General features: G+C 65.9%; 17 protein-coding genes. 8 read left to right on the plus strand and 9 right to left on the minus strand.

Annotated elements, in window-relative coordinates:
* Positions 1 to 84 precede the first annotated feature (84 nt).
* On the plus strand, positions 85 to 1,209 hold the full coding sequence (locus tag JLZ96_RS11235) for a DUF3068 domain-containing protein (protein ID WP_201010121.1): 1,125 nt from the start codon (positions 85 to 87) through the stop codon (positions 1,207 to 1,209).
* 101 nt (positions 1,210 to 1,310) lie between these two features.
* Here JLZ96_RS11235 and JLZ96_RS11240 read toward each other — a convergent pair whose 3' ends face one another.
* The 3 genes from JLZ96_RS11240 to JLZ96_RS11250 all read right to left on the minus strand — a co-directional run bounded on the left by JLZ96_RS11240 (position 1,311) and on the right by JLZ96_RS11250 (position 5,075).
* Positions 1,311 to 3,029 (minus strand): nitrilase-related carbon-nitrogen hydrolase, encoded by a 1,719-nt coding sequence (locus tag JLZ96_RS11240; RefSeq protein ID WP_201010122.1) that lies wholly within the window; start codon positions 3,027 to 3,029, stop codon positions 1,311 to 1,313.
* Positions 3,026 to 4,468 carry a cytosine permease gene (locus JLZ96_RS11245; protein WP_236253899.1) on the minus strand — a complete coding sequence of 481 codons (1,443 nt, stop codon included), beginning with the start codon at positions 4,466 to 4,468 and terminating at the stop codon, positions 3,026 to 3,028. Before JLZ96_RS11245 ends, JLZ96_RS11240 begins: the two co-directional genes overlap by 4 nt.
* A 169-nt stretch (positions 4,469 to 4,637) precedes the next feature.
* Entirely contained in the window at positions 4,638 to 5,075 is a 438-nt protein-coding gene (locus JLZ96_RS11250; protein WP_032367431.1) for a MarR family winged helix-turn-helix transcriptional regulator, read from the minus strand.
* A 103-nt stretch (positions 5,076 to 5,178) separates the two neighbouring features.
* On the opposite strand from JLZ96_RS11250, the gene JLZ96_RS11255 reads away from it, so the two are divergent.
* Positions 5,179 to 6,255: a substrate-binding domain-containing protein gene (locus tag JLZ96_RS11255; RefSeq protein WP_032406056.1), complete on the plus strand. Its 1,077-nt coding sequence runs from the start codon at positions 5,179 to 5,181 to the stop codon at positions 6,253 to 6,255.
* Here the strand turns inward: JLZ96_RS11255 and JLZ96_RS11260 are convergent.
* Positions 6,224 to 7,450 carry a polysaccharide biosynthesis protein gene (locus tag JLZ96_RS11260; protein ID WP_201010123.1) on the minus strand — a complete coding sequence of 409 codons (1,227 nt, stop codon included), beginning with the start codon at positions 7,448 to 7,450 and terminating at the stop codon, positions 6,224 to 6,226. The two genes, JLZ96_RS11255 and JLZ96_RS11260, sit on opposite strands and share 32 nt — an antisense overlap.
* A 25-nt stretch (positions 7,451 to 7,475) precedes the next feature.
* On the opposite strand from JLZ96_RS11260, the gene JLZ96_RS11265 reads away from it, so the two are divergent.
* Positions 7,476 to 9,203: a hypothetical protein gene (locus JLZ96_RS11265; RefSeq protein WP_201010124.1), complete on the plus strand. Its 1,728-nt coding sequence runs from the start codon at positions 7,476 to 7,478 to the stop codon at positions 9,201 to 9,203.
* Here JLZ96_RS11265 and JLZ96_RS11270 read toward each other — a convergent pair.
* Positions 9,138 to 10,370, minus strand: a complete 1,233-nt coding sequence (locus tag JLZ96_RS11270) for a glycosyltransferase family 4 protein (protein WP_201010710.1) — start codon at positions 10,368 to 10,370, stop codon at positions 9,138 to 9,140. The two genes, JLZ96_RS11265 and JLZ96_RS11270, sit on opposite strands and share 66 nt — an antisense overlap.
* Positions 10,371 to 10,453: 83 nt before the next feature.
* On the opposite strand from JLZ96_RS11270, the gene JLZ96_RS11275 reads away from it, so the two are divergent.
* Positions 10,454 to 11,260: a class I SAM-dependent methyltransferase gene (locus tag JLZ96_RS11275; protein ID WP_230591706.1), complete on the plus strand. Its 807-nt coding sequence runs from the start codon at positions 10,454 to 10,456 to the stop codon at positions 11,258 to 11,260.
* Between the two features lie 9 nt (positions 11,261 to 11,269).
* Positions 11,270 to 12,148 carry an ROK family protein gene (locus JLZ96_RS11280; protein WP_201010125.1) on the plus strand — a complete coding sequence of 293 codons (879 nt, stop codon included), beginning with the start codon at positions 11,270 to 11,272 and terminating at the stop codon, positions 12,146 to 12,148.
* A 66-nt stretch (positions 12,149 to 12,214) separates the two neighbouring features.
* Here the strand turns inward: JLZ96_RS11280 and JLZ96_RS11285 are convergent, their stop codons facing one another.
* The 4 genes from JLZ96_RS11285 to JLZ96_RS11300 form a co-directional block, all read right to left on the minus strand.
* Complete coding sequence (locus JLZ96_RS11285; RefSeq protein ID WP_032392102.1) at positions 12,215 to 14,044, minus strand: phosphoenolpyruvate carboxykinase (GTP); 1,830 nt, start codon at positions 14,042 to 14,044, stop codon at positions 12,215 to 12,217.
* A gap of 308 nt (positions 14,045 to 14,352) precedes the next feature.
* The gene (locus JLZ96_RS11290; protein WP_032369497.1) at positions 14,353 to 14,655 is read right to left on the minus strand and encodes a DUF6802 family protein; all 303 of its coding nucleotides are present in this window, start codon (positions 14,653 to 14,655) and stop codon (positions 14,353 to 14,355) included.
* Between the two features lie 58 nt (positions 14,656 to 14,713).
* A complete protein-coding gene (locus tag JLZ96_RS11295) occupies positions 14,714 to 16,264 on the minus strand; it encodes a hypothetical protein (RefSeq protein ID WP_201010126.1) in 1,551 nt (516 codons plus the stop codon).
* On the minus strand, positions 16,261 to 17,346 hold the full coding sequence (locus JLZ96_RS11300; RefSeq protein ID WP_201010127.1) for a hypothetical protein: 1,086 nt from the start codon (positions 17,344 to 17,346) through the stop codon (positions 16,261 to 16,263). Before JLZ96_RS11300 ends, JLZ96_RS11295 begins: the two co-directional genes overlap by 4 nt.
* A gap of 226 nt (positions 17,347 to 17,572) precedes the next feature.
* Between JLZ96_RS11300 and trmB the strand changes: the two genes are divergently transcribed.
* The 3 genes from trmB to JLZ96_RS11315 are packed head-to-tail and all read left to right on the plus strand — an operon-like array spanning position 17,573 to position 22,407.
* Positions 17,573 to 18,349, plus strand: a complete 777-nt coding sequence (gene trmB, locus JLZ96_RS11305) for a tRNA (guanosine(46)-N7)-methyltransferase TrmB (protein WP_370878763.1) — start codon at positions 17,573 to 17,575, stop codon at positions 18,347 to 18,349.
* A gap of 14 nt (positions 18,350 to 18,363) precedes the next feature.
* On the plus strand, positions 18,364 to 19,050 hold the full coding sequence (locus JLZ96_RS11310) for an NYN domain-containing protein (protein ID WP_228139387.1): 687 nt from the start codon (positions 18,364 to 18,366) through the stop codon (positions 19,048 to 19,050).
* Positions 19,051 to 22,407, plus strand: a complete 3,357-nt coding sequence (locus JLZ96_RS11315; protein WP_201010128.1) for an MMPL family transporter — start codon at positions 19,051 to 19,053, stop codon at positions 22,405 to 22,407.
* The last annotated feature ends 4 nt before the right edge of the window (positions 22,408 to 22,411 follow it).

A 22,411-nucleotide genomic window follows, 5' to 3' on the forward strand; every position in this document is an offset into this window, starting at 1 on the left:
AAGAAATCGGGCAGCGCATCGGGGAATTCGTACGATCCCGCCTGCGGTGTCTTCCAGTGAAGCGGTCGACTAAGGAGATTCAGCATGGCGGAGCGCTCAGGGCCGAGCCGGATATTGGCCCTTTTCCTCATCGGCTTGGGCGCATTTCTGGTGGTTGCCGCCATCCTCATCCCCACCTACACCGTCTCGGCGCTCGAGAAGACTCCACTCGACCTCGAGGTCACCACAGTCTCCACCGGCACCGGAAGCGTCCTCGACGCGCGGTCGCTGGCAGCCGGTCGCGCCGTGGTCGATCAGAACGTTCCGCTGACCTCACAGCGATTCGTCACCGTCGAGGATCCCTCCGACGCCGACATCATGACTCTTCAGGCCGGACAGACGTTGCGCCGCACCGACAAGCAGGCCGACACCGGACTGCTGACCGCCACGGTCGACCGCGTGAGCATCGACCGCAAGACCTCGATGCCCGTCGAGAGCCCGATCGGCACCATTCAGGTGGCAGGCGACAAGCCGGCCGAGGAAGTGGCCCACACCGGTCTGCAGTACAAGTTCCCGTTCAATGCCGAGCAGAGAAGCTACCCGTACTTCGACGTCAACGCGCGCGCCTCGAAGGACATCGACTTCGTCGCGGAAACCGAGATCAACGGCACGCCGGTGTACCAGTACCAGCAGACCGTCGGACCGGTCGACCTGTCGACCGTGGTGAACCTGCCGACCAACAAGGTCACGCTGCCCGCCGACACCTGGGGCGTCGAAGGTGGAACCGCACCGGTGACGATGACCCGCTGGTACGAGAACACCCGCACCCTGTGGGTCGAGCCCGAGACCGGCGTCGTCGTCAAGGGCGAAGAGCAGATCCACCAGTACTACGGCCGTGAGGCAGGCCGTCCCGAGGTCGACGTACTGAAGGCCCCGATCACGTTCGACGAGAACACCGTCGAGTACCAGATCCAGCAGGCCAAGGACGGACAGGACAAGCTGTCGCTCTTCGGCCGCACCGTTCCGATCGTCGCCGGCATCCTCGGTGTCATCTCGCTGATCGCCGGAGTCGTTCTGCTGCTGCGCGGCGGCGGCAACGGTGGACACCGTCAGCCGGCCCGCACCGACGCCGGTCCCCGCCCGACCCCCAGTGGCGGCACCGCACCGAACCGCGACTGGACGACCGATCGCACGGAAGAGATTCCGAGGACGAACCTCTCCAAGGAGTAAGTGCCTATGCAGGAGTGGAGCCTGCGGAACGACCAGATAGCCAGTGGCGTGGTTGTGTGCCCCAGCGGGCACATGACCACGCCACTGGCGTTTTCGGCCACTCAGGCCGTCGAGAGGATTCCGTACTGGTGTGGTTGCCGCATCAGTACGAGGTCTTTGCGGCGCACGACGTTGGTGGGGTACGCCCCACCCAGGCTCGTGGTGTCCACGACGCAGGTCGCGTGGCCCGGTGCGTCACTGTCGACGAGGGCTTCGGTTCTGGGGAAGGCGAAGGTGTCGGGCCCGAATACCCCGCTGTGCCCGGCAATTCCGCGGTCGGTGTCGATCGTGTTGGCGAAGGCGAAGTACACGTTGTTCTCGCCTGCCCGGACGCGCATGTGATGCCAGTGCGTGGGATCGGCTCCGGTGGGAATCTCTGCTGCATGAGGGATGTCGGTTCCCGGGTGGGAGCCGACGAAAGTGCCGGCGAGTGCGGCCGGGCAAACGATCAGATCACAGCCACGCAGCGCCAGAATTCGGCCGGCCTCCGGCAACAGTGCATCGTGACCGACGAGCATTCCCACTCTCCCGACGGGAAGGTCGACGACGGTCCAGCGGTCGCCCGCGTCGAACAGCGAGGTGTGTTCGACGGACAGATGGATCTGGCGGTACGCCGTGCAGGTTCCGTCCGGCTGAACCAGCACTGCGGAGTTGTACACCCGATCGGATCCGATGTCGCGCTCGGCCACACCGACGACCATCGAAACACCATGCCGGGCAGCGATAGCGACGACGCGTGAGAGCGACGTCCCGTCGATCGACTCCCCGACCTCGCGCGGCGGGCGATCCGCGGAGACCGGCCCGGTGACGGACAGTTCGGGAAACACGATGAGATCGCTCGCGCCCGCGAGGCCGGCGGCCCACTGCTCGATGTCGTCGAGATTGCCGTCGATCGACGTCCCCGGAGTGCATTGCACGACGCTCACCGACGAAGTCCGCCCGGCCGGTAAGGGCGAGTGGCCGTAGAGGGTGAAGAAATCGAGCGGGTTCCACGCGTACGTGTTGGTCTGCAGTTCACGGTACAGATTCGGCCTGCGCACGGGCCCGGCCTCTCGTGTGCGACGAATATCGATGTCGCCGAGGACAATACCGTCACCGACGTCGAGGCGGCCGGCCACGTTTCCGTCGGGATCGATGATGCAGGTGCCGCCGCTGAACTGAACGGTTCGTTCGAGACCCCAGCGGTTGCTCTCGATGACGTAGCAGTTGTTCTCGAAGGCCCGACTGATCCAGTAGGGGGCAGGAGTGCGTTCGGCGAGCCAGTTGCTGATGTGGCAGATCACGTCGGCACCCTGAAGCGCAGCCACACGCGCCGTCTCCAGAAAGTGCAGATCCATGCAGATGAGCAGTGCGATGCGACCGAGCGGGGTCTCGAACACCTGGTGCCCGAGATCGCCCGGGGCCGCCCATTTGGGCTCGGCGATGTACGGATGCGTCTTGCGGTGTGTGCCGACGATTCCCTCGGGACCGATGAGAACTGCACTGTTGTAGAACAATCCGCTCGTCGCATCGACTTCGGGCATGCCCACGACGATGTAGCAGTTACGACGGGACGCGATCTCGGCGAACGTCTCGGTGGTGGGGCCGGGGATCTGTTCGACGACGGTTGCCGCTTCCTCGGTGTCGTGGAAGCAGTAGCCGGTGGTTGCCATCTCGGGTGTCGTGATCAGGCGCGCTCCGTCCGACGCCGCCTTCTCCACGAGATCGCTCAGAGCGGCGACGTTCGATTCCTTCGCGAACAGCGTGGGCTCGAATTGTACGGCTGCTGCAGTGAATGTCATGACGCCACAATCCTTTCGGCGATGAGGGTATCGTTCGATTTCGGTGGTTCGTAGAACTGTCCGCGGGTTGCCATCGTGAGCGGAACGTAGAGAAGAGGACCGAGAAGCATGGCGATGAACGACGCGTAATACGACGGGTAGAGGCCGAACACGCCGAGTCCGCCCACCGCGACGCCCGCTGCCATGGCGATGATGCCGCAGGGGTTCCAATTGCGCACTCGCCCTTCGCGGAACTCGATGTTGTCGCGGGGAGCCAGGCCGAGCAGTCTTCTGCACACGAAGTAGTCCGCGAGCAGAATGAAGATCCAGGTGTTGGTCATGATGCCGGTGACGGCCAGGAACTTGTCGGTGTACTGCAGAATGTTGACGGGGTAGCACAGCACGCCCACCACCAGTAGCGCCACCATCCACCATTGACGCCCGACCTTCTTGGGCGAGAGCACATCCCACGCGTTGGACAGGGCGAGGGATCCTGAATACAGGTTCATGACGTTGATGCGCACCTGGGTGACCACCGCGAAGATCACGCCGAGCAGACCCATGACGATGGCGAAGTACAGTCCCGGGTCGGTGGCCGAGAGTTCCGGTGTTGCAGTGGTTCCGGTGAAATGACGCAGCATCGTGAAACCGAGGAACACACCGAGAATCATCACGACGACGATCATCAGCAGTTCTGCCAGCATCAGTCCGGCCGTTCCGACATAGCTGACGCTCTTCTTGACGAACCGTCCGTAGTCGGTGCCGATGAGTGCTTGGAACACGACCTGCCCGTTCGCGAGGCTGAACGCCTGCCACAGTGCGGTGGCGGTGAATCCACCGGTCGCTTCCCATTCGCCGGGCCCGACGAGTACGTAACCGCTGGCGAGCATGTACATACCGACGGCGAACAGGATCAGGAAGATCGGCATCCCGAAGCGCTGCAGAATGTTCATCGAGTGCATACCGCGCCAGGAGAAGAACAGCGCCACGAGTGCGACCAGCGCGAATACCACTGTGGCCCAGGCGGAGTCGATCTCGATCCCCGCGAGCTCACTGAGCCCGTGCGAGACGATGCTGCCCTCGAAGATGAAGTAGAACACGTAGTTGACCGCGTAGACGAGCGAGGCGACGGCAGAACCCTTGGTTCCGAACCCGAGCCCGCGGGTGAGCAGTGGCAGCGACAGACCCTCTTGGCTGGCGATACGCATGATGAGGCTGCCGACGAGCGTCGCACCGATCACCATGTACGCCACGGGGATCAGGAACATCGGCCATCCCACCAGAAACCCGATCTGGCCGCCGAGGGCGAACCAGAACATCGCGGTCACGTTGCCGGTGAGGACCAGCAGGATCGCCGGCCGCCGCCAGCGTTGGTCGTCGGGCACTCGGGAGGTTGCGTAGCTTTCGATCTGATCGTCGAGGCTGGTCGCTGGCCCCTCGAAGTATTTCTTCATGTTCATGAACGGGTGTCCACTTCGGTTCGCGGCGAGAGCGCTGGCTGCGCTGCATCGGAACAATACTTTCCGTGGACACTATTGCAATGTGAAACATGTTAAAAAGAGATCACGAAAGCGGCCGACCTGGCAGGTTACGGCGGAGACCGCGTCCGAGACCGGACGCCGAGAAAGGTCAGTGGGTGATCGAGGCCGTCTTCGCGTTGGTCTCGAGGGCCCGGAGCAGAGACTGCAACAGCTCACGATCCGACTCCGACGGGAAGACCATCGCCGCGGCGTCGTTCATCATCGGGGCGGCCGCGTCGTGCTTCGCTTTCCCACGGGCCGTCAAGCGGATCAGCACCTGCCGACGATCGACGGTGCCGGTACGGCGGTGCACCAGATTGTTGGAGACCAGCCGGTTGACCGCCTTGGTCAACGTCGGCGGCGAGAGCAATGCGAACTCCGCCGTCTCGGCCATCGTGTGTCCCTCACCGTCGGACAACAGCGACAGCACTCGCCATTCTTCGAGGTCCAATTCCCACGGCACGAGGGTGGCGCGCAATCGATCCGACACGGCCCGCTCGACCACGGTGAGCAAACGCGCTGCCGACGCAGCATCCTGGTGATCCACGTGATCGTCCCCCTGCTCGGTTCCTGCGTCGGCGCTACAGTCTCTCTCAGCGATTCTATGGTGAAGCGAACCGCGAAGAGACACCGAGCGGACGGACGGCACGATGAACAGCGATCGGTTCGACACGTTTCGCGTCGGCCTGATCTTTCCGATGTCCGGACCGTTCGGCATCATCGGACCGTCGAGCGAGCTGTCGGCCCAGCTGGCCAGGGACGAACTCAACGCCTCGGCCGGTGTGTTGGGCCGCCGCGTCGAGTTGATGTCCATCGACGGCGGCCGCGATCCGGTGACGGTGGCCCACGAGGTCGCGACGCTGCTCGATGCCGGTGCCCTCGATGCGGTGGCGGGGATGCACACCTCGGCGGTACGGCGAGCCGTCATTCCGGTGACGCTCGGACGGATTCCGTACGTGTACACCTCCATGTACGAGGGCGGCGACCGCTACCCGGGACTGTTCATCACCGGTGAGACCCCTGCCAACCAACTGGTGCCGGCGCTGGAGTTCCTCGTTCGTGAATTCGGACGACGCCGCTGGGCAATCGTCGGAAACGACTACGTCTGGCCCCGAAAGAGCGCTTCCATCACGGCAACTCGGCTCCGTGGGCTGGGCGCATCGGTGGTGCACGCGGAGTTCGCACCGGTCGGCACGAGCGACTTCGCAAGGACCGTCACCGCGATCGAGCGGTCGGGTGCCGACGCGACCGTGGTCCTCCTCATCGGCGACGACGCAGTCCATTTCCACCAGCAATTCGCCGGGGCCGGGCTGGACGGGCACTGCATCCGTCTCAGTCCACTGATGGACGAGAACATGTTGCTGGCGGCCGGCGGCGAGAACACCCACGGGCTGTACGTCGCGTCCGGCTATTTCGAAACCCTCGCCACCGAAGCAAGTTTGGGATTCTCGGCTCGTTTCGCTCGTTCATTCGGGGTCGATGCGCCGATCGTCGGCGCACTGGGACAGTCGTGCTACGAGGGCATCAAACTGCTGGGCGCGCTGGTGAACAGGGCAGGCACAGCAGATGTTCGCATCATCGAATCCGTATCCGATTCGGTGTCGTTCACCGGTGCCCGTGGGCACCTGTTTCTGTCCGACGGCCACGTCTCGCAACCGATCTATCTGGCGTTGGCCGGTGCTGTCGACTTCGAGATCATCGGCGAGATCCGGCCCGCGCGCGACTGATTCTGTCGCCGAACAGGACAACGCCGCACACGACGGCCATCGTGACCGCGGCGGTAACGGCTGCGACGGTGACGAACTGGGCCAGGGTGGAGGCCACGAACAGCAACAGCAGCACCTCGGCCGCGAGGGCGAACCAGGCGACGAGGGCCAGGCGGGTGCGCTCCCCCGCGATCGCCCACAGCAGCGCACTCTGCAGTACCGCCAGGCACGCCCCCTGCAGCACGAAGAGCCACACGTATTGCTGCACACCGGAATACGTGCCACCGACAACCAAAGGAAGTAGCGGCGACGCCAGCGCGCCCCCGAGTACCAGTACCGTGCCGAGTCCGGCGACGACGGTCAGCGCCGATCGCACTGCGGCAGCGGAGTGCAGCGGGTTCGCCATGCGCGGATACAACACCACTCCGACCGCCTGCGGCAGCCAGAACGCCGCTTTGGACGCGACGGCACCGACCGCGTACAGCCCGGCCTCGGTACTGCTGAGCAACGACCGAGCCAGCACCAGATCCAATGCGGACATCGCGATCAGCACCAACTGCACCTGCGAGGCCTGCAGCACCGTCAGAACGGTCACCCTGGTTTCCGACACCGCGTTCACCGGCGCTCCGGCGGCCGACCGCGCGCCGACGGCCACCACGCCGATACCGGCCGCCGTGGCCAGTAGCACCGAACCCGGGCCGCCGCCGAGCAGCAACACGACCACCGCCGGCGCCACCTTGCCGAAACCGGCCGCCGCCAACACCACGCTCAGTGCGCCGAACCGGCCGCGTCCTTGCAGCAGCCCTTGCTCCGCGGCCAACAACACCAGCACCGGCGCAGCGATCACGGCCGACACCGTCGCCGCTGCGGAGACGTCCATGGCCGCCGACAACGCCGGGGACACAGCGAGAGCCAGCACACCCACGACCGCCGCACAGCGGTAGCCGACACCGCGCAGCTCGCGAGAACTGCGGCCGCGCACCACCTCGCGCGCGACGACGGACTGCAACGCCAACGCCGGGACCGCCAGAACCAATTGCACCGCAAGAAGACTCGCGAACTCGCCGTAACCCTCGACACCGAGCATGCGACTCGCGAGCACCTGCAGCAGATACGCCACGACATTGGCGAACATCGAGCCGGCCGTCACCATCCCCATCCCGGCGACGGACGCACCCGCCGGGTGGTCTGCCTCGGACGAGGCGCGAAACGACATGCGTCCACGGTATAGGGTGCCGATCATGGCGTGGTCGAGGTCGAGGTGGACGCCGCCGCTCTACAGCCTGCTGCTCTCGCTCGTCGTTCTCGGGCCACTGCTCGGCCCTGGGTATCTCCTGCTTCGCGACGCCGTCAGCACCCCCCGTTCCTACTTCACCGACTCCGCCTGGGGAATCGCCGACGCGGCCGCGCGGGCAGTGCCGCAGGATGCCGCGATCGCGGCCCTGACCACGGTGTTCGACGGTGGCCTTGTGGTCAAGGCCGTTCTGCTGCTGGCGTTGTGGATGGCCGGCTGGGGCGCGGCGGTGATGGCGCAGAGGATGCTGCCCACCGCGCCACTGCCTGCCCTGCTCGTCGCGTCGACGGTGGCCGTGTGGAACCCCTACGTCGCCGAACGCCTGCTGCAGGGACATTGGAGTCTGCTCGTCGGCTACGCCGCCCTCCCGTGGACGGTGGTCGCCGCACTCGCGGTCAGGTCCGGTCGCTCCTGGTGGGCCCTCGCCGTCTGCCTGGCCGCGGCCGGGTTCACTCCCACCGGTGCGTTGCTGGCGGCAACCGTCGCGCTACTCGTCGTCGCCCTCCCCGGGGGTGCCCGACGCGGCCTGCGCGTGGTCGCCACCCTCGCGATCGCAGCCGGCGCGTCGATGCCGTGGCTGGCGGCGACGATGGTGTCGGGCGGTGGCGTCGAACCGGCGGATCCGGCGGGTTGGGCCGCGTTCGCAGCACGCGCCGAACCGGGTCTGGGCACGGTGGGTAGTCTGGCCGGTCTCGGCGGCATCTGGAACTCCGATGCCGTACCCGGTTCTCGGACAGGACTTTTCGCTGTCGTGGGGACGGTCCTGTTGCTGACCGTCGTCGCTCTCGGGATACGGCCGCTGTATCGGCGTCGACGCAATCCGGTGATCGTGGGCCTGGGTGTCGTTGCGCTCGCTGCCATCGTGCTTCCTGCGCTGGCAGCAACCGGACCGGGGTTGGCGGCGGCTCGTGTACTGGGCGACACCGTCCCCGGGGCCGGTCTGCTCCGCGATTCGCAGAAGTGGGTCGCGCTGGCCATGCCGATGTACGCTCTCGCCGCTGCGGCCGGTGTCAGCTGGTTGGCGTCCCGGCGCACCCGATCCGGCAATGCATGGCTGCCGGGGGGCGTGGCCGTGCTGGCGTTGCTCGTTGCGCTCCCCGACCTCGGCTGGGGCGTCGGCAGCGCACTGAAGCCTGTGACGTACCCGCAGTCGTGGCGGGCCGTCTCGGCGGAACTCGCCGACCAGGACGGCGACGTGGCCGTCCTTCCCGCCGGAATGTTTCGCCGCTTTCCCTACAGCGGCTCAGCACCCGTTCTCGATCCCGCACCCCGCATGCTGCCGGTCGACGTACTGCAGACCGGTGAGCTCCTCGTCGCAGGCGGCACGGTCCGCGGGGAAGGGAAACGGGCGACGGACGTGCAGAACGCTCTGCTCGCAGGCGACTCCGCGGACACTCTCGCGGCCCTGGGTGTCGGCTGGGTACTGGTGGAGAACACGACTCCGGGCGAGCTCGGCAATGCGCAGCAGACGTTGGACCGACTCGACGCCGTGTACTCCGACGAGGAACTGAGCCTCTATCGGGTGCCGGATCCGGCGATGCTCGAACGTCGTTCGGCGACAACCGTTGTGCTCGCACATCTGGCGTGGGCACTGCTGTTGCTCGGCGGACTAGCGGTAGGACTCCTGAGCCGATTCGGCAGGCGTGTGCGCGCCGGCCGCCCCCACCAGGCCTGACGACCAGGTGCCGCGCGTCGTCCCGTCGAGCACCGAGAACACGCCGTCGGCGCACTGGCCCCAGGAGAACTCACCCGCGCGGACTCGTGCCTTCTCACCGAGGCGGGTGCGGGCCTCTGCGTCCTGCAGCAGTTCGGCAACGGCACCGGTCAGCGCGGACACATCGCGGTCCTCGGCTCCGGATGTCGAACCACCCACGAGAACACCGGTGACGCCGTCGATGATCGAATCGGTGAGTCCCTTGGAGCTGCGATAGCCCACCGTGGGAACACCGTGCTGGGCAGCTTCGACGACGGCGAGGCCCCAGCCCTCCTTTCGGGAGGGCATCACATGCACCCACGACCGACCGAGCAGTGCATGCTTGCGCTCCTCGTCGACGTGACCGTGGAAGGTGACGTATCGATCGACGCCCAGGCTCGTGACGTACTCGCGAAGATTCCGTTCCCACCACCCGCCGCCGATGACGTCGAGATGGATGTCGGGAATGCTGCCGCGCAGTGCAGCCACGACGTCGATCGCGTCCTCGATCTGCTTGTGCGGAACCAGCCTCGACAGCACGGACAAGGACGGGTGGGGCGTGCGGGTGTCCTCGCCGCCTTCCGGTACAGACAGTGGGATGTCGTCGGCACCGTTGCGGACCACGGCGATGCGCTCCCGGTCGACACCGAGAGCGATCAGCTCGTCTGCAGAAGGCAACGACACCGTCAGGTACTGATTGCGGCGGTGCACCTTCGGTGAGATCGTCGACTCGAGCCACCAGCCGAGCTTGGCCATCATCGGGCCCGCCACCGGCCACTGCTCGCGGTGACAGTGATGCACCAGCAGTGTCACCGGCACACCGAGTACTGCGCGGGAGAAGAACGGAATGCCGTTCTGGGTGTCGATCACGGCATCCGGGGAGATCCCCTTGAGAGGCCCGAAACCGAGCCGACCGGCGGCGATGGCGGCCAGAGCGCGGGGATACACCGACAGGCGACCACCACCCCGACTGATCCGGATGCCGTCGACGATCTCCTCGGCCGGAGCACCGGGATAGGACGCCGTCCGCAGCGTGACACGGACACCGCGTCGAGCCAGGCCCGCGCCTACTTGCTCGAGGTAGCGCTCGCTGCCGCCGCCCTGCGGATGCCCGGTATCGCGCCAGCACAGCAACAGAACCTCGCGCACCGCTCGCTTCACCCCATCCACCGTGCTCGCTTCTCGACCGTCGTCGAATACCGCTGCCACACTAACCGCTAGGGTTCGTTTTCGTGACTTCCGCCGTGACACGACTGTTCGCCTCTCGCGCGACACTGCGTCGCTCGGTGAAACTCCTGAAGGACTTCGGGCACGAGCAGAGTTCTCCGGACATCTTCTACGGTGCCCTGGCCCGTGATTCGGTCGAACTGATCGGAGACCTCTACCGCGGCCTGACCGGCACCGACATGTCGGCGGCCACGGTGCTCGACGTCGGCGGCGGACCGGGATACTTCGCCGACGTCTTCGGCGCGAGTTGCGCGCGCTATCTGCCCGTCGAACCCGACGCCTCGGAAATGCACGCCGCCGGACTGCAGATCCCCGGTTCGGTGCGCGGCTCCGGCATGGCGTTACCCTTCCGCGACGACAGCGTCGACATCTGCTTCTCGTCGAACGTCGCCGAGCACGTCCGCGAGCCGTGGACCATGGCCGAGGAAATGTTGCGTGTCACCAAACCCGGCGGCCTCACGGTGCTCTCGTACACCATCTGGTTCGGCCCGTTCGGCGGCCACGAGACCCGGCCGTGGCATTACCTCGGCGGTGAATACGCGGCCCGACGCTACGCCCGCACCACCGGACACGAACCCAAGAACCGATTCGGCGAATCTCTGTTCGACATCAGCGCGGCAGACGGATTGCGTTGGGCGCGAAGCACTCCCAACGCAACGCTACTGGCCGCGTTTCCGCGCTATCACCCGCGCTGGGCATGGTGGATGATGCGCGTTCCGATACTCCGCGAGTTCCTCGGCAGCAACCTCGTCCTGGTCCTGAAACCGAACGCATACCCAATGGGTCATTCCGCAGGCTCCACTCCCGCATAACCTGGATCGATGACGGCACTCGCGCTCGACATCGGCGGCACCAAGATGACAGCGGCACTCGTCGGCGACGACGGACGTCCGCAGCACCCGGAGACAGTTCCGACACCGGCCACCGGCGTGTGGGAGGCCTGTGCCGAACTGCTGCACCGGGTCGTCGGAAGCGTCGACGTGACGCGGGTCGGGGTCGCGTGTTCCGGTCCGGTCGACCTCGTCACCGGGTCGGTCGCGCCGATCAATGTCGACGAGTGGAAGAACGGATTCGGTCTGCGCGAGCACATCTCCGCCGCGCTGCCCGGCGCCGAGGTACTTCTGGCCATGGACGGCAGCGCAGCGGCATTGGGTGAGCATCGATTCGGTGCCGCTGTCGGGATACCGGACGTGCTCAGCCTCGTGGTGTCCACCGGCATCGGCGGGGGCCTGGTGCTGGGCGGGAAGATCGTCGCCGGAGCCAGTGGCAATGCCGGGCACATCGGCCACATCGTCGTCCCCGGTTCGACGACGCCCTGCGCGTGCGGCGGGATCGGATGCGTCGAGACCGTCTCCAGCGGCCCCTCGGCGGTGCGGTGGGCTCGGGAGCAGGGCTGGCCGGGGAACACCGGTGTCGAACTGGCTACGGATGCCGCCGCGGGCGAACCGCTTGCCGTCACCGCATTGCAACGCGCCGGAGTGGCGCTCGGTCAGGCCATCGCATCGGCGGTCGCACTGGTGGACGTCCGGATGGTGGTGATCGGCGGCGGCTTCGCTCAGGCCGGCCCGCCGCTGTGGGATCCGATCCGGGAGTCGATCGCCTTGCACGCGCGCCTGAAGTTCCTCGACGGCCTGCAGGTGGTGCCGGCTGCGTTGAGCGGACTCGGCACCCTGCACGGCGCGGCCGCTCTCACTGCCTGATCTCGCATACTTCGAAAGCCAGAACGGGGCCCACCCCTCGGTGAGCCCCGTTCTGTCTCGTGAATACTACGCGCCCAGACGCTGCTTGAGGGCGTCGAATTCGTCCTGAATTCCGGTGGGCAGTTTCTCGCCGACGAAGTCGAACCACTCCTGGATCAGCGGGATCTCGGCCTTCCACTCGTCGGTGTTCACCGCGAGTGCCTCGGCGACGTCGTCGACGGTGGTGTCGAGGCCGTCGATGTCGAGTGCCTCGGCCGTGGGGACGACACCGATCGGGGTCTCGACGCCCGCGGCCTTGTGCTCGATCCGCTCGACGATCCACTTGAGCACGCGCGAGTTCTCACCGAATCCGGGCCACAGGAAGCGCTTGTCGTCGCCGCGACGGAACCAGTTGACGTAGAACACCTTCGGCAGCTTGGACTCGTCAGCGTTCTTGCCGAGGTCGATCCAGTGCTGGAAGTAGTCGCCCACGTTGTAGCCGAGGAACGGCAGCATGGCCATCGGGTCGCGTCGGACGGTACCGACGGTGCCCTCGGCGGCAGCGGTCTGCTCGGAGCCGACGGTGGCTCCCATGAACACTCCGTGCTGCCAGTCGCGGGCCTCGGTCACCAACGGAACGGTGGTCTTGCGTCGTCCGCCGAACAGGATTGCGGAGATCGGCACACCCTGCGGGTCGTCCCACTCGGGAGCCATCGACGGGCACTGAGCCATCGGCACGCAGTACCGCGAGTTCGGATGTGCGGCATCGGTTCCGGACTCGGGCGTCCAGTCGTTGCCCTTCCAGTCGATCAGGTGATCGGGCTTGCCTTCGAGGCCTTCCCACCACACGTCGCCGTCGTCGGTCAGGCCGACGTTGGTGAACACCGAGTTGCCCTGATCGATGGTCTTCATCGCGTTCGGGTTGGAATCCCAGTTGGTGCCCGGAGCGACACCGAAGAAACCGAACTCCGGGTTGACGGCGTAGAGACGACCGTCCTCACCGAAGCGCATCCACGCGATGTCGTCACCGATGGTCTCGGCACGCCAGCCCGGAATGGTCGGCTGAATCATCGCGAGGTTGGTCTTACCGCACGCGGACGGGAATGCCGCCGCGATGTAGTACGCCTTGTCCTCGGGGGAGATCAGCTTGAGGATCAGCATGTGCTCGGCGAGCCAGCCCTCGTCGTGGGCCATGGCCGACGCGATACGCAGCGAGTAGCACTTCTTGCCCAGCAGCGCGTTGCCGCCGTAACCGGATCCGTAGCTCCAGATCTCGCGGTCCTCGGGGAAGTGGGTGATGTATTTGGTGTCGTTGCACGGCCACGGCACGTCGGCCTGACCCTCGGCCAGCGGAGCACCGAGCGAGTGCAGCGCCTTCACGTAGAACCCGTCGTCGCCGATCTTGTCCAGAGCGGCCTGACCCATGCGGGTCATCACACGCATGGAGATGACGACGTACTCCGAATCGGTGAGCTCGACGCCCAACTTGGGATCGGCAGCGTCCAACGGTCCCATGCAGAACGGAACGACGTACATGGTCCGTCCGCGCATGCAACCGCGGTACAGCTCGGTCATCAACGACCGCATCTCCGACGGGTCCATCCAGTTGTTGGTGGGACCGGCGTCGATCTCTTCCTTGGAACAGATGTACGTGCGCGACTCGACGCGGGCCACGTCCGACGGATCGGAGTTGCCGAGGAACGAGTTGGGCTTCTTCTCGTCGTTGAGACGGGTGAAGGTTCCTGCCTCGACCAGCTTGTCGGTCAGGCGCTCCCATTCGGCGTCGGATCCGTCAGCGAACACCACGGAGTCCGGTTCGGTCAGTTCGGCTACCTGAGCAACCCAGGCAAGCAGTTCTTTGTGTCGAGTCGGCACGCTGTCGGTGCCGCTCAAACCGGGAATGGTCGCTGAGGTCATCTAACTCTCCTGGGGTTAGCCGGAACCGGGAAGAATTCGCACGATCGCTGTGGGCAAGCACGCACGAGTAGATCTCGGTTTTCCCCTCTCGGCGGGGCGCTGCTCGGCCGTTCGAGCTGCAGTACACCATGTTACTGGATACAGCAAGCTGAGGACCGAGCGCCGGATGTCCTGTTCATCAGGTTAACGCCGAGCGACGTGATTCCAGAAACAGGGTGTTGTCCGATTGGTCACAAGACCGATTCAGATAGGGAAAGACCGACGCAAGAAGCCATCCACCAGCGCCGATGTAAATCAGACCGAATGGCCTACAGTCGGCCGGATTCGGACGATCTGCCCTGCCCGAAACCGTTCGCTTCCCGAAAAATCTCCCAGGATTCGTAGTGCCCGTCACGGTCGAAGGCGGTGAACTTGTCTGTCACACCATCTCCATCGACATCCGTTCCCACCGTCGTTCCGGCCTCCGTCGTCCGAACGGAAGTCTCGTGACGACCGTCGCCGTCGAGATCGAACCAGTCCGTCGAGACGTATCCGCCACCGTCGTCCGACGCGTCCTCGGCCGGCTCGTTCGTCTCGAAACCGCCCACTGCGAAGCCATCCACCGCGATCATCGACGCTCCTCACTGTCGGGTGCCTGTTCGCCGCCTGCGAACCTGTTCGGACGTGCACCTACCCGCTTCGACGCATCGACGCGCCGATCGGTTCCGGATCGCCGGGAGAGAATTCGACGGGCTTCGACGGCGCGACCGAGTCGCGCCCGGACCCGCGAAATCGCTCCAGCCCGCGCTCGAGTGCAGCCAGATCCCGATCGCAGGCCGAGAGCAGCGCCGATCTGTGATCGGCGAGCGTGCGAAGTTCGGCGTCGATCTCGGCCAGCGACAGATCGATACGTGCCGCCGCCTCCCGGTCCGCCGAGGTCAACGCCGACGCGAGTGCGGACTCGGCGTCGAGAATGCGAGAGAGCAGCCGCTGTTCCACGTCCGATTTCACGCGAGCCAGACTTTCCTGGGTCCAGCCGCGAAGGTGCGCACGGTCGGCGACGAGTGCGCGTGAGCGGGTCAACCACCACGCGATCGCGGCACCGATGGCCAGTGAGACGATCGTGTTGGCGACGGCCAAGGTAGGAATCAGAGCCAGGGGCGAAACGACGAGCCGACCCAGTCCCACCCCTGCCGAGGCCCCCAGTGCGACCATCAGGACGTCCTCGATCCCGCGTCGCCTGGTCGGTTCGCCGATGTCGATCTCACCGCATGCAGTACCGGATTCAGGCACCGTGTCGGCGAGCCCGAGTTCGACTTCCACGGCGCGGAGACCGGTGGACAATGCAGCGTCGGCGCGAGATCGAACTGCCTGTACGGACTCGGCGAGGTGCCCGGGCAGATGGCCGAGTTCGGCCCGCCGCGATCCCTCTATCGTCTGCCGTACCTGCGCGCCGAGCATCCGAACGTCCTCGACCGCAGCGTGAATACAGTCGACCCGAACCCGTTGAATACGGTTGTGCAGCAATGCTCGTCGGTCACCACCGAGATGTTCTCGTTCATCGAGCAGCCGCGCCCGCCGGGCACGCAGAGGGGCGGTGTCACCACCTCCGGTCACTGCGCGAGCTTCGGCCACGATGGCGGCCTTCGCCTCTGCTGCAGATTCCTGCACTGCAGCAACGTATTTGCGCTGTGCCCCTACCGCCGCGGCCTGCATCAGCAACGCGTCGATTCTGTCGGCGACCGCCCCGAAACCCGACTCCGCGAACACGGCAGCATCGCCAATCTCCCTACCGGCTCGTGCCAACCGTGCCGAGACCGGATGAACGGAGTGTTCCACCGCACGCGGAACACGCTCGGCGACGATCTCGATATCGGCGTCGACCACCTCGCGCCACCGGCGATGCACATCGATCTTGTTGACCACCAACACAACCGGTGTCGACTCGAAGGCAGGACGCCAGCGCTCGACGTCGGCACGGCCGACCGGAGCCGACGCGTCGACGACGATCACGACCACCGCGGCCTCCTCGACCGAGTCGGCGAACCCGATCTCCGCGCCGTCGCGCCGGGTGAGCAGATGGCATATCTCGGTCTTGCCGGATGCTGCGGTGCCGGTGACGTGAATGCCTGCAGGTCGGCTGCTGCGTGCACGGTCGATGCGTACGAGGGATTCCGAGTTCCGTCGACGCAGAACGCCTTTCAGATCGTCCGGCAGCGGGAACCGGTTCGGATCGGTCACGGTCGGAGCATCCGCACATAGCCGCGGCACAGGGCCAGGGCGGAGCGCCGGACGGCGTCGTCCTCCGAGGTGGCGGCACACCGCTTCCACACCAATGCCTGCTCCAGCAGGGCCCGCTCCGAGCCCGTCTCGATCGGTACCCCCAATCGCGCTGCAGCACAGCGCATATCGGCAGCCACCGCCTCGTCCGAAGCCAGATACGATTCGACGGCACCTCGAACGTCTCGGTGACGGGCGGATATCTGCAGCAGTTGTTCGTGCAGGTCGTCGTCGCGGGCCGTCGCAGCAGCCGAGACAGCATCGGACACGACCGTCGTCACGGCGTCGACCCCGGTGGCCTCCCACAGCTCACGCAATACATCCGCGTCGGACACTTCGCTACGCCGCCGGAGCGCATCGACGAGTAGGGCGAGACCGCGTAATTCCACCCGGTCCAGCAGTGCCTCTCGGCGCGGCGTCGAGAGCGGAATATCAGCACTCCGAAACCGATCGACCGTCATCAGATCCCCAGTACGCAGCGCACCGGCCGCGACGGCCCGCACATCGGCCATGTCCACAGCGGAGCCTCGGTCCGCGCCGCCCAGGCCCGCTGCAACAGATCCCATCACCGGCAGCACTCGTCGCCCCAGTTGCTCGGATGCCGCTGCGGCTGTCGCCGCGGGTTCGTCGAGAGTGTCGGCCTTGTTCAGCAGGATCACGGTGTGTGCCGGCGGTCCGCCGGGTCGAGCGGACAGGAAGGTGATGTCGTCCGGGGACACGGCACCGGCCAGCACGTGGACGAGAACGTCGATATCGGATGCGGTGCGGCTCTGCTGCACCTTCGCTGCACGCGGGATATCGGCCCATCCGCTCTCGTGCAACCGGACCTCGAACCCGTCGGTATGCAGTCGCGCGGCATCGAGCACCGAGACGATCACGGACTTCCCGACTCCGACGCGGCCGGAAACGTGCACCTCCAGCGGCCGCAGACGCCGCTCGACAGCATTCTCGACAGCCTTCCGGCCTGCGCCGGCCCCGGCCGCGTCCACCTCTTCCGAGCGCACACGCAATCGACCCAGACCTGCCTCGGCACCGTCCATCATCGATCCCCCCGGAAACGACCCACCGAACGGCCACATCGAGATGTGCGATCGGCTCGTCGAGCACGATCGGCCATGTGGCCCGCAGCCCCCTGCTGCGGCACCGATTCTGGCACACGACGGCCGTTCCGGACGGGCCGTCGAGAATTACACCGTTGTAGTTATAGGACGCGGTCCTACCGCTGATCAGCGATGGAACGGTAAGTCTCAACTTCAACTCGAGACCCACCTGTCACACACTCCGCCGATGCGCGACAATGGACCGGTGAACGAGCCACAGGACACCTCTGCCGACACCGGAGACAACTCGGTGCAGACCCAGGAACGAGGCTCGCGGCTGTACCCCAGAGTGACCAGTTTCCGCTCCCGCCGCGGAGCGCTGACCGACGCTCAGCAGAGCACCTGGGACAACCTGTGGCCGCGCATCGGCCGCGATGTCGCCGACGAGCAGATCGACATCGACGCCTGGTTCGGGCGGAGCGGTCCGGCGATTCTCGAGATCGGGTCGGGCACGGGCACGGCCACCACGGCGATGGCGATGGCCGAGCCGCACGTCAACCTCATGGCCGTTGAGGTCTACCGACCCGGGCTCGCGCAGACTCTGCAGCAGATCGAGCGGGAGAACATCGAGAACGTCAGGTTGTTCCGCGGCGACGCGATGGACGTCCTCGAGAACATGCTGACCTCGGAGTCCTTGACCGGCGTTCGCGTCTTCTTCCCGGACCCGTGGCCCAAGGTGCGCCACCACAAGCGTCGTCTCCTGCAGGGCCCAACGTTCGCGATGATCGCGGATCGCCTGAAGCCGGGCGGCGTTCTGCACGTGGCCACCGATCACGCCGAATACGCTGAGTGGATTGCCGAGGCCGGGAACGCCGAGCCCGGCCTGACCGTTCTCGATTGGGAGTCGCCCATGACGCACGAGCGGCCGGTGACCAAGTTCGAGGGCAAGGCCCAGCAGGTGGGCAGCTCGGTGACGGAATTGATCTGGGGAAAGAAGACAGCATGAGCGTCAGTACGGACATGCCCGACACCGTGATCGATCCCGCCGAGCTCGGGGCGATCGGTGAGTCCCGCCACAGCAAGCGAGTCCTGCTCGTGTGGGATGCACCCAACCTGGACATGGGTCTCGGCGCGATCCTGGGTGGCCGGCCCACCGCTGCCTACCGCCCACGATTCGATGCGCTGGGCCGATGGCTGCTCAGCCGCACCGCCGAACTGTCCACCTCGGGCACCGCGACGCTCGAGCCCGAGGCAACGGTGTTCACCAACATTGCACCCGGCAGCGCCGACGTCGTCCGCCCCTGGGTCGAAGCATTGCGTAACGTGGGCTTCGCGGTGTTCGCCAAGCCCAAGGTCGACGAAGACAGTGATGTCGACGCCGACATGCTCGACCACATCGACTTCCGCAACCGTGACGGCGGCCTCGCCGGTGTCATGGTCGCGTCCGCCGACGGTCAGGCGTTCAAGGGGCCGTTGGAGGCCATCGCAGCAACCGGAGTACCCGTTCAGGTACTGGGATTCCGGGAGCACGCAAGCTGGGCTGTCACGTCGGACATCCTGGAATTCCTCGACCTCGAGGACATTCCCGGCGTCTTCCGTGAGCCACTGCCTCGGGTGAGTCTCGATTCGCTCCCCGACGAGGGCGCGTGGCTGCAGCCCTTCCGACCGCTGTCCGCCCTGCTCGTCGGGCGCCAAGGAGTTTCTTAAGTGTTCGCCAGATGGGGAGACATCGTCTACCGCCTGCGGTACACCGTTATCGGTGTCATGGTGGCCGGGCTGTTGGGCTTCGCTGCCTACGGTCTCGATCTCAACAGCCATCTCAGTCAGAGCGGTTGGGACGATCCGACCTCGGAATCGGCCCAGGCTGCCCGTCTGGCGGACACGACGTTCGGACGCGACAAGCAGGGTGACGTCATCGTCCTCTACACCGCGCCCGAAGGTTCGTCGATCGACGATCCGGAATTCCAGTCGAAGGTCGTCTCGAGCCTCGAATCGCTCCCCGTCGACCATCCCGACCAGATCGAGAAGGTCAACGGCACCTACTTCAAGGTGCCCGGCGCACCCAACCTCGCAGCTCTCGGGACCAACGACAAGCAACATGCCATCGCCAGCATCGCGATGAAGGGTGCCGACGACACCGAACTGACCAACAATTTCCAGGCCGTCAAGGACGCCTTCTACATCGACGGCGTCGACGTCCAGGTGACCGGGCTTCAGGCCGTGGCCGGCGCACTGCAGTCGACGATGGCCGGCGACATCCACCGCATGGAACTGCTGGCGATTCCGGCCGTCGCAGTCCTGCTGTTCTTCATCTTCGGCGGCGTCGTCGCCGCGGCACTCCCGCTGATCATTGGCGGTCTGACGGTCGTCGGAGCCAACGGCATCGTCAAGGTGTTCACCAACTTCACCGAGGTCAACTCGTTCGTCGCGCCCGTGGTCTCGCTCGTCGGACTCGGGTTGGCCATCGACTACGGACTCTTCATCGTCTCGAGATTCCGCGAGGAACTCGGTGACGGACATACGACGCCACAGGCCGTGCGCCGCACCGTCATGACGGCGGGTCGCACCGTCGTGTTCTCCGCGACGATGATCGTCGCCTCCCTCGGTGGCCTGCTGCTGTTTCCGCAGGGCTTCCTGAAATCCGTCGCATACGGATCCATCGCCACCGTCGCGCTCGCAGCGCTGACGGCCATTACGATCCTGCCCGCGATGCTGGCCATCCTCGGCCCACGCGTCGACGCCCTCGGTCTGAAGTTCATGCGCAAGACCAAGTCGAGCGAAGAGATCGAGAACGGCATGTGGGGCAAGCTCACCCGCTGGGTGATGCGCAACCCCGTCAAGGTCACCGTGCCCATCGTGCTCGGATTGGTCCTTCTGACGCTGCCCGTCGGCAACATCAAATTCGGTGGCATCAACGAGACGTACCTACCGCCGGACAACGTCACCCGCGTCGCGCAGGGAGAGTTCGACAGCCTGTTCCCCGGCCAGCGCACCGAACCCATCAAGATGGTCATCGAGGGCGCGCAGGGTCCGACGCTCGGCGCGATCACCACGCAGGCGAACAACGCTCCCGGATTGATCGAGAAGTTCACCCCCGTCGGTGCCAGCAAGGACGGCGTCATCGTCTTCAAGGCCGGGTTGACCGATCGCAACGACTCGAAACCGGCCATCGACTTCCTCCGCAGCATCGACGTGCCGGACGGCGCGACGGTCATGATCGGAGGTACCCCGGCAATCGAGCAGGACTCGATCAGCGCACTCATCGACAAGTTGCCACTGATGGCCGTGCTGGTGGTGTTCATCGTGACGATGCTGATGTTCCTGACGTTCGGATCGCTGGTGCTGCCGATCAAGGCGGTGCTGATGACCGTCCTCGGCCTCGGTGCCACCATGGGCATCCTGACGTGGATCTTCATCGAAGGTCACGGGGCGGGGCTGATGAACTTCACCCCGGGGCCGATCATGGCTCCGGTGCTGGTGCTGATCATCTCGATTGTGTTCGGCCTGTCCACGGACTACGAGGTGTTCCTACTTTCCAGAATGGTCGAGGCACGCGAAAAGGGTGCCAGCACAAGCGAAGCCATCCGCATCGGAACCTCGCATACCGGACGCATCATCACCGCGGCGGCACTGATCCTCATCGTCGTCACCGGCGCGTTCGCGTTCTCCGATCTGGTGATGATGAAGTACATCGCCTACGGCATGATCGCCGCTCTCATCATCGACGCGACGCTGATTCGCATGTTCCTCGTGCCCGCCACGATGAAGCTGCTCGGCGACGACTGCTGGTGGGCTCCGCAGTGGATGAAGCGCATTCAGCGCAAGCTCGGCCTCGGCGAGACCATCCTCGAAGACGAGCTGCTGCCCACCGGAGACGTGCCCGAACTCGCCCTCGCGGGCGGCGCGCCCTCGTCGACCGTGGCACCCCCGATGCGTCCGACACCGCGCCGCGGTGAGCCCCTCACCGAACCCATCCCGGTGGTGGCACCGCACGGAGGCGGACCGATCCGTGCCACGCACGCCGCGAAGGAGGAATCGCGTCGGAGCGTGACCGGCCGGCCGGCGACGCCACCCGAGCCGACCCGCGCGGCACCGACCACTCCCCCGAAGCAGGCCGAGCCCCAGCCCGATTCGGTGCAGCCGTACTCGTCGCAGGCCTACTCGCCCCAGGCTCGCCCGTCGCAGGCTTACTCGCCGCAGGCACCCGCGGCGCGTCCCACTCCGCCGCGTCCTGCCGAACCGCGCCCACCCGTATCCGGGCCGACTCGGGCTCAGCAGATTCCGCCGCGTCCGCACGTCGAAGCCGAACCGACTCAGGCAGCGGACGTCGTTCGACCCGCTCCCCCGAGTGCCGCACCCGCACCGGCACCAGCACAGTCGCCTCAACCGCCGAGCGCACCCCCGAGCCGCACCCGCAGCACGCGAGCGGGACGGGTCGAGGAACCGGATTCGCGATCCATCGAAAGTTGGCTGGCCGATCTGCGAGCCCCGAGCGCATCGCAGGCACCACGGCCGAGCACTCCGCGAAGCGAGTCGCCCACCAACGGCTCCCACGGCTCTGACAGCCACGCCTCGAATGGTCACGGCTCGAACGGTCACAGCACCGGTGCCAACGGGTCATCGTCCAACGGCTCGACCACCAACGGAGCCGCTACCAACGGGGCTGCTACGAACGGGGCCGACAAGCACGGCACCAACGGCTCGAGTACGGGCACCCACGGCGGCACTGCTGCCGGACGCAACGGTTCCGGGCGAAATGGCAACGCCGACAACGGGTCCGAACGCCGTGGCTCGAACGCAAACGGTATCGATCGCAACGGTTCGGACAGCAGTGGTTCCGTCAGCAGTGGTACCGACCACCGCACCTCGGAACGACATGACACCGAAAGCAACGGCAACGGTGTCGGGGCCAGTTCGGAATCGCATCGCGAGGAGAAGCCGTCCGGTCGTCGTGCCGCTCCGTCCACCGAAGGCGGCGACAGTGGCCGCCATCGCGGCGGCGACAACGGCCAGGTGCTCAGTGTCAGCGAACTGTTGGCTCGGGAGCGCAACCGCTCACGCTGACGCG

The sequence above is a fragment of the Rhodococcus sp. NKCM2511 genome, assembly GCF_014905595.1.
GTDB lineage: Bacteria > Actinomycetota > Actinomycetes > Mycobacteriales > Mycobacteriaceae > Rhodococcoides > Rhodococcoides fascians.

Bases quoted from the DNA above. Each gene is read 5' to 3' on its own strand.
- JLZ96_RS11235 (WP_201010121.1), top strand. From the start codon at position 85: ATGGCGGAGCGCTCAGGGCCGAGCCGGATATTGGCCCTTTTCCTCATC.
- JLZ96_RS11240 (WP_201010122.1), bottom strand. From the start codon at position 3,029: ATGACATTCACTGCAGCAGCCGTACAATTCGAGCCCACGCTGTTCGCG.
- JLZ96_RS11245 (WP_236253899.1), bottom strand. From the start codon at position 4,468: ATGAACATGAAGAAATACTTCGAGGGGCCAGCGACCAGCCTCGACGAT.
- JLZ96_RS11255 (WP_032406056.1), top strand. From the start codon at position 5,179: ATGAACAGCGATCGGTTCGACACGTTTCGCGTCGGCCTGATCTTTCCG.
- JLZ96_RS11260 (WP_201010123.1), bottom strand. From the start codon at position 7,450: ATGTCGTTTCGCGCCTCGTCCGAGGCAGACCACCCGGCGGGTGCGTCC.
- JLZ96_RS11265 (WP_201010124.1), top strand. From the start codon at position 7,476: ATGGCGTGGTCGAGGTCGAGGTGGACGCCGCCGCTCTACAGCCTGCTG.
- JLZ96_RS11280 (WP_201010125.1), top strand. From the start codon at position 11,270: ATGACGGCACTCGCGCTCGACATCGGCGGCACCAAGATGACAGCGGCA.
- JLZ96_RS11285 (WP_032392102.1), bottom strand. From the start codon at position 14,044: ATGACCTCAGCGACCATTCCCGGTTTGAGCGGCACCGACAGCGTGCCG.
- JLZ96_RS11290 (WP_032369497.1), bottom strand. From the start codon at position 14,655: ATGATCGCGGTGGATGGCTTCGCAGTGGGCGGTTTCGAGACGAACGAG.
- JLZ96_RS11300 (WP_201010127.1), bottom strand. From the start codon at position 17,346: ATGATGGACGGTGCCGAGGCAGGTCTGGGTCGATTGCGTGTGCGCTCG.
- JLZ96_RS11310 (WP_228139387.1), top strand. From the start codon at position 18,364: ATGCCCGACACCGTGATCGATCCCGCCGAGCTCGGGGCGATCGGTGAG.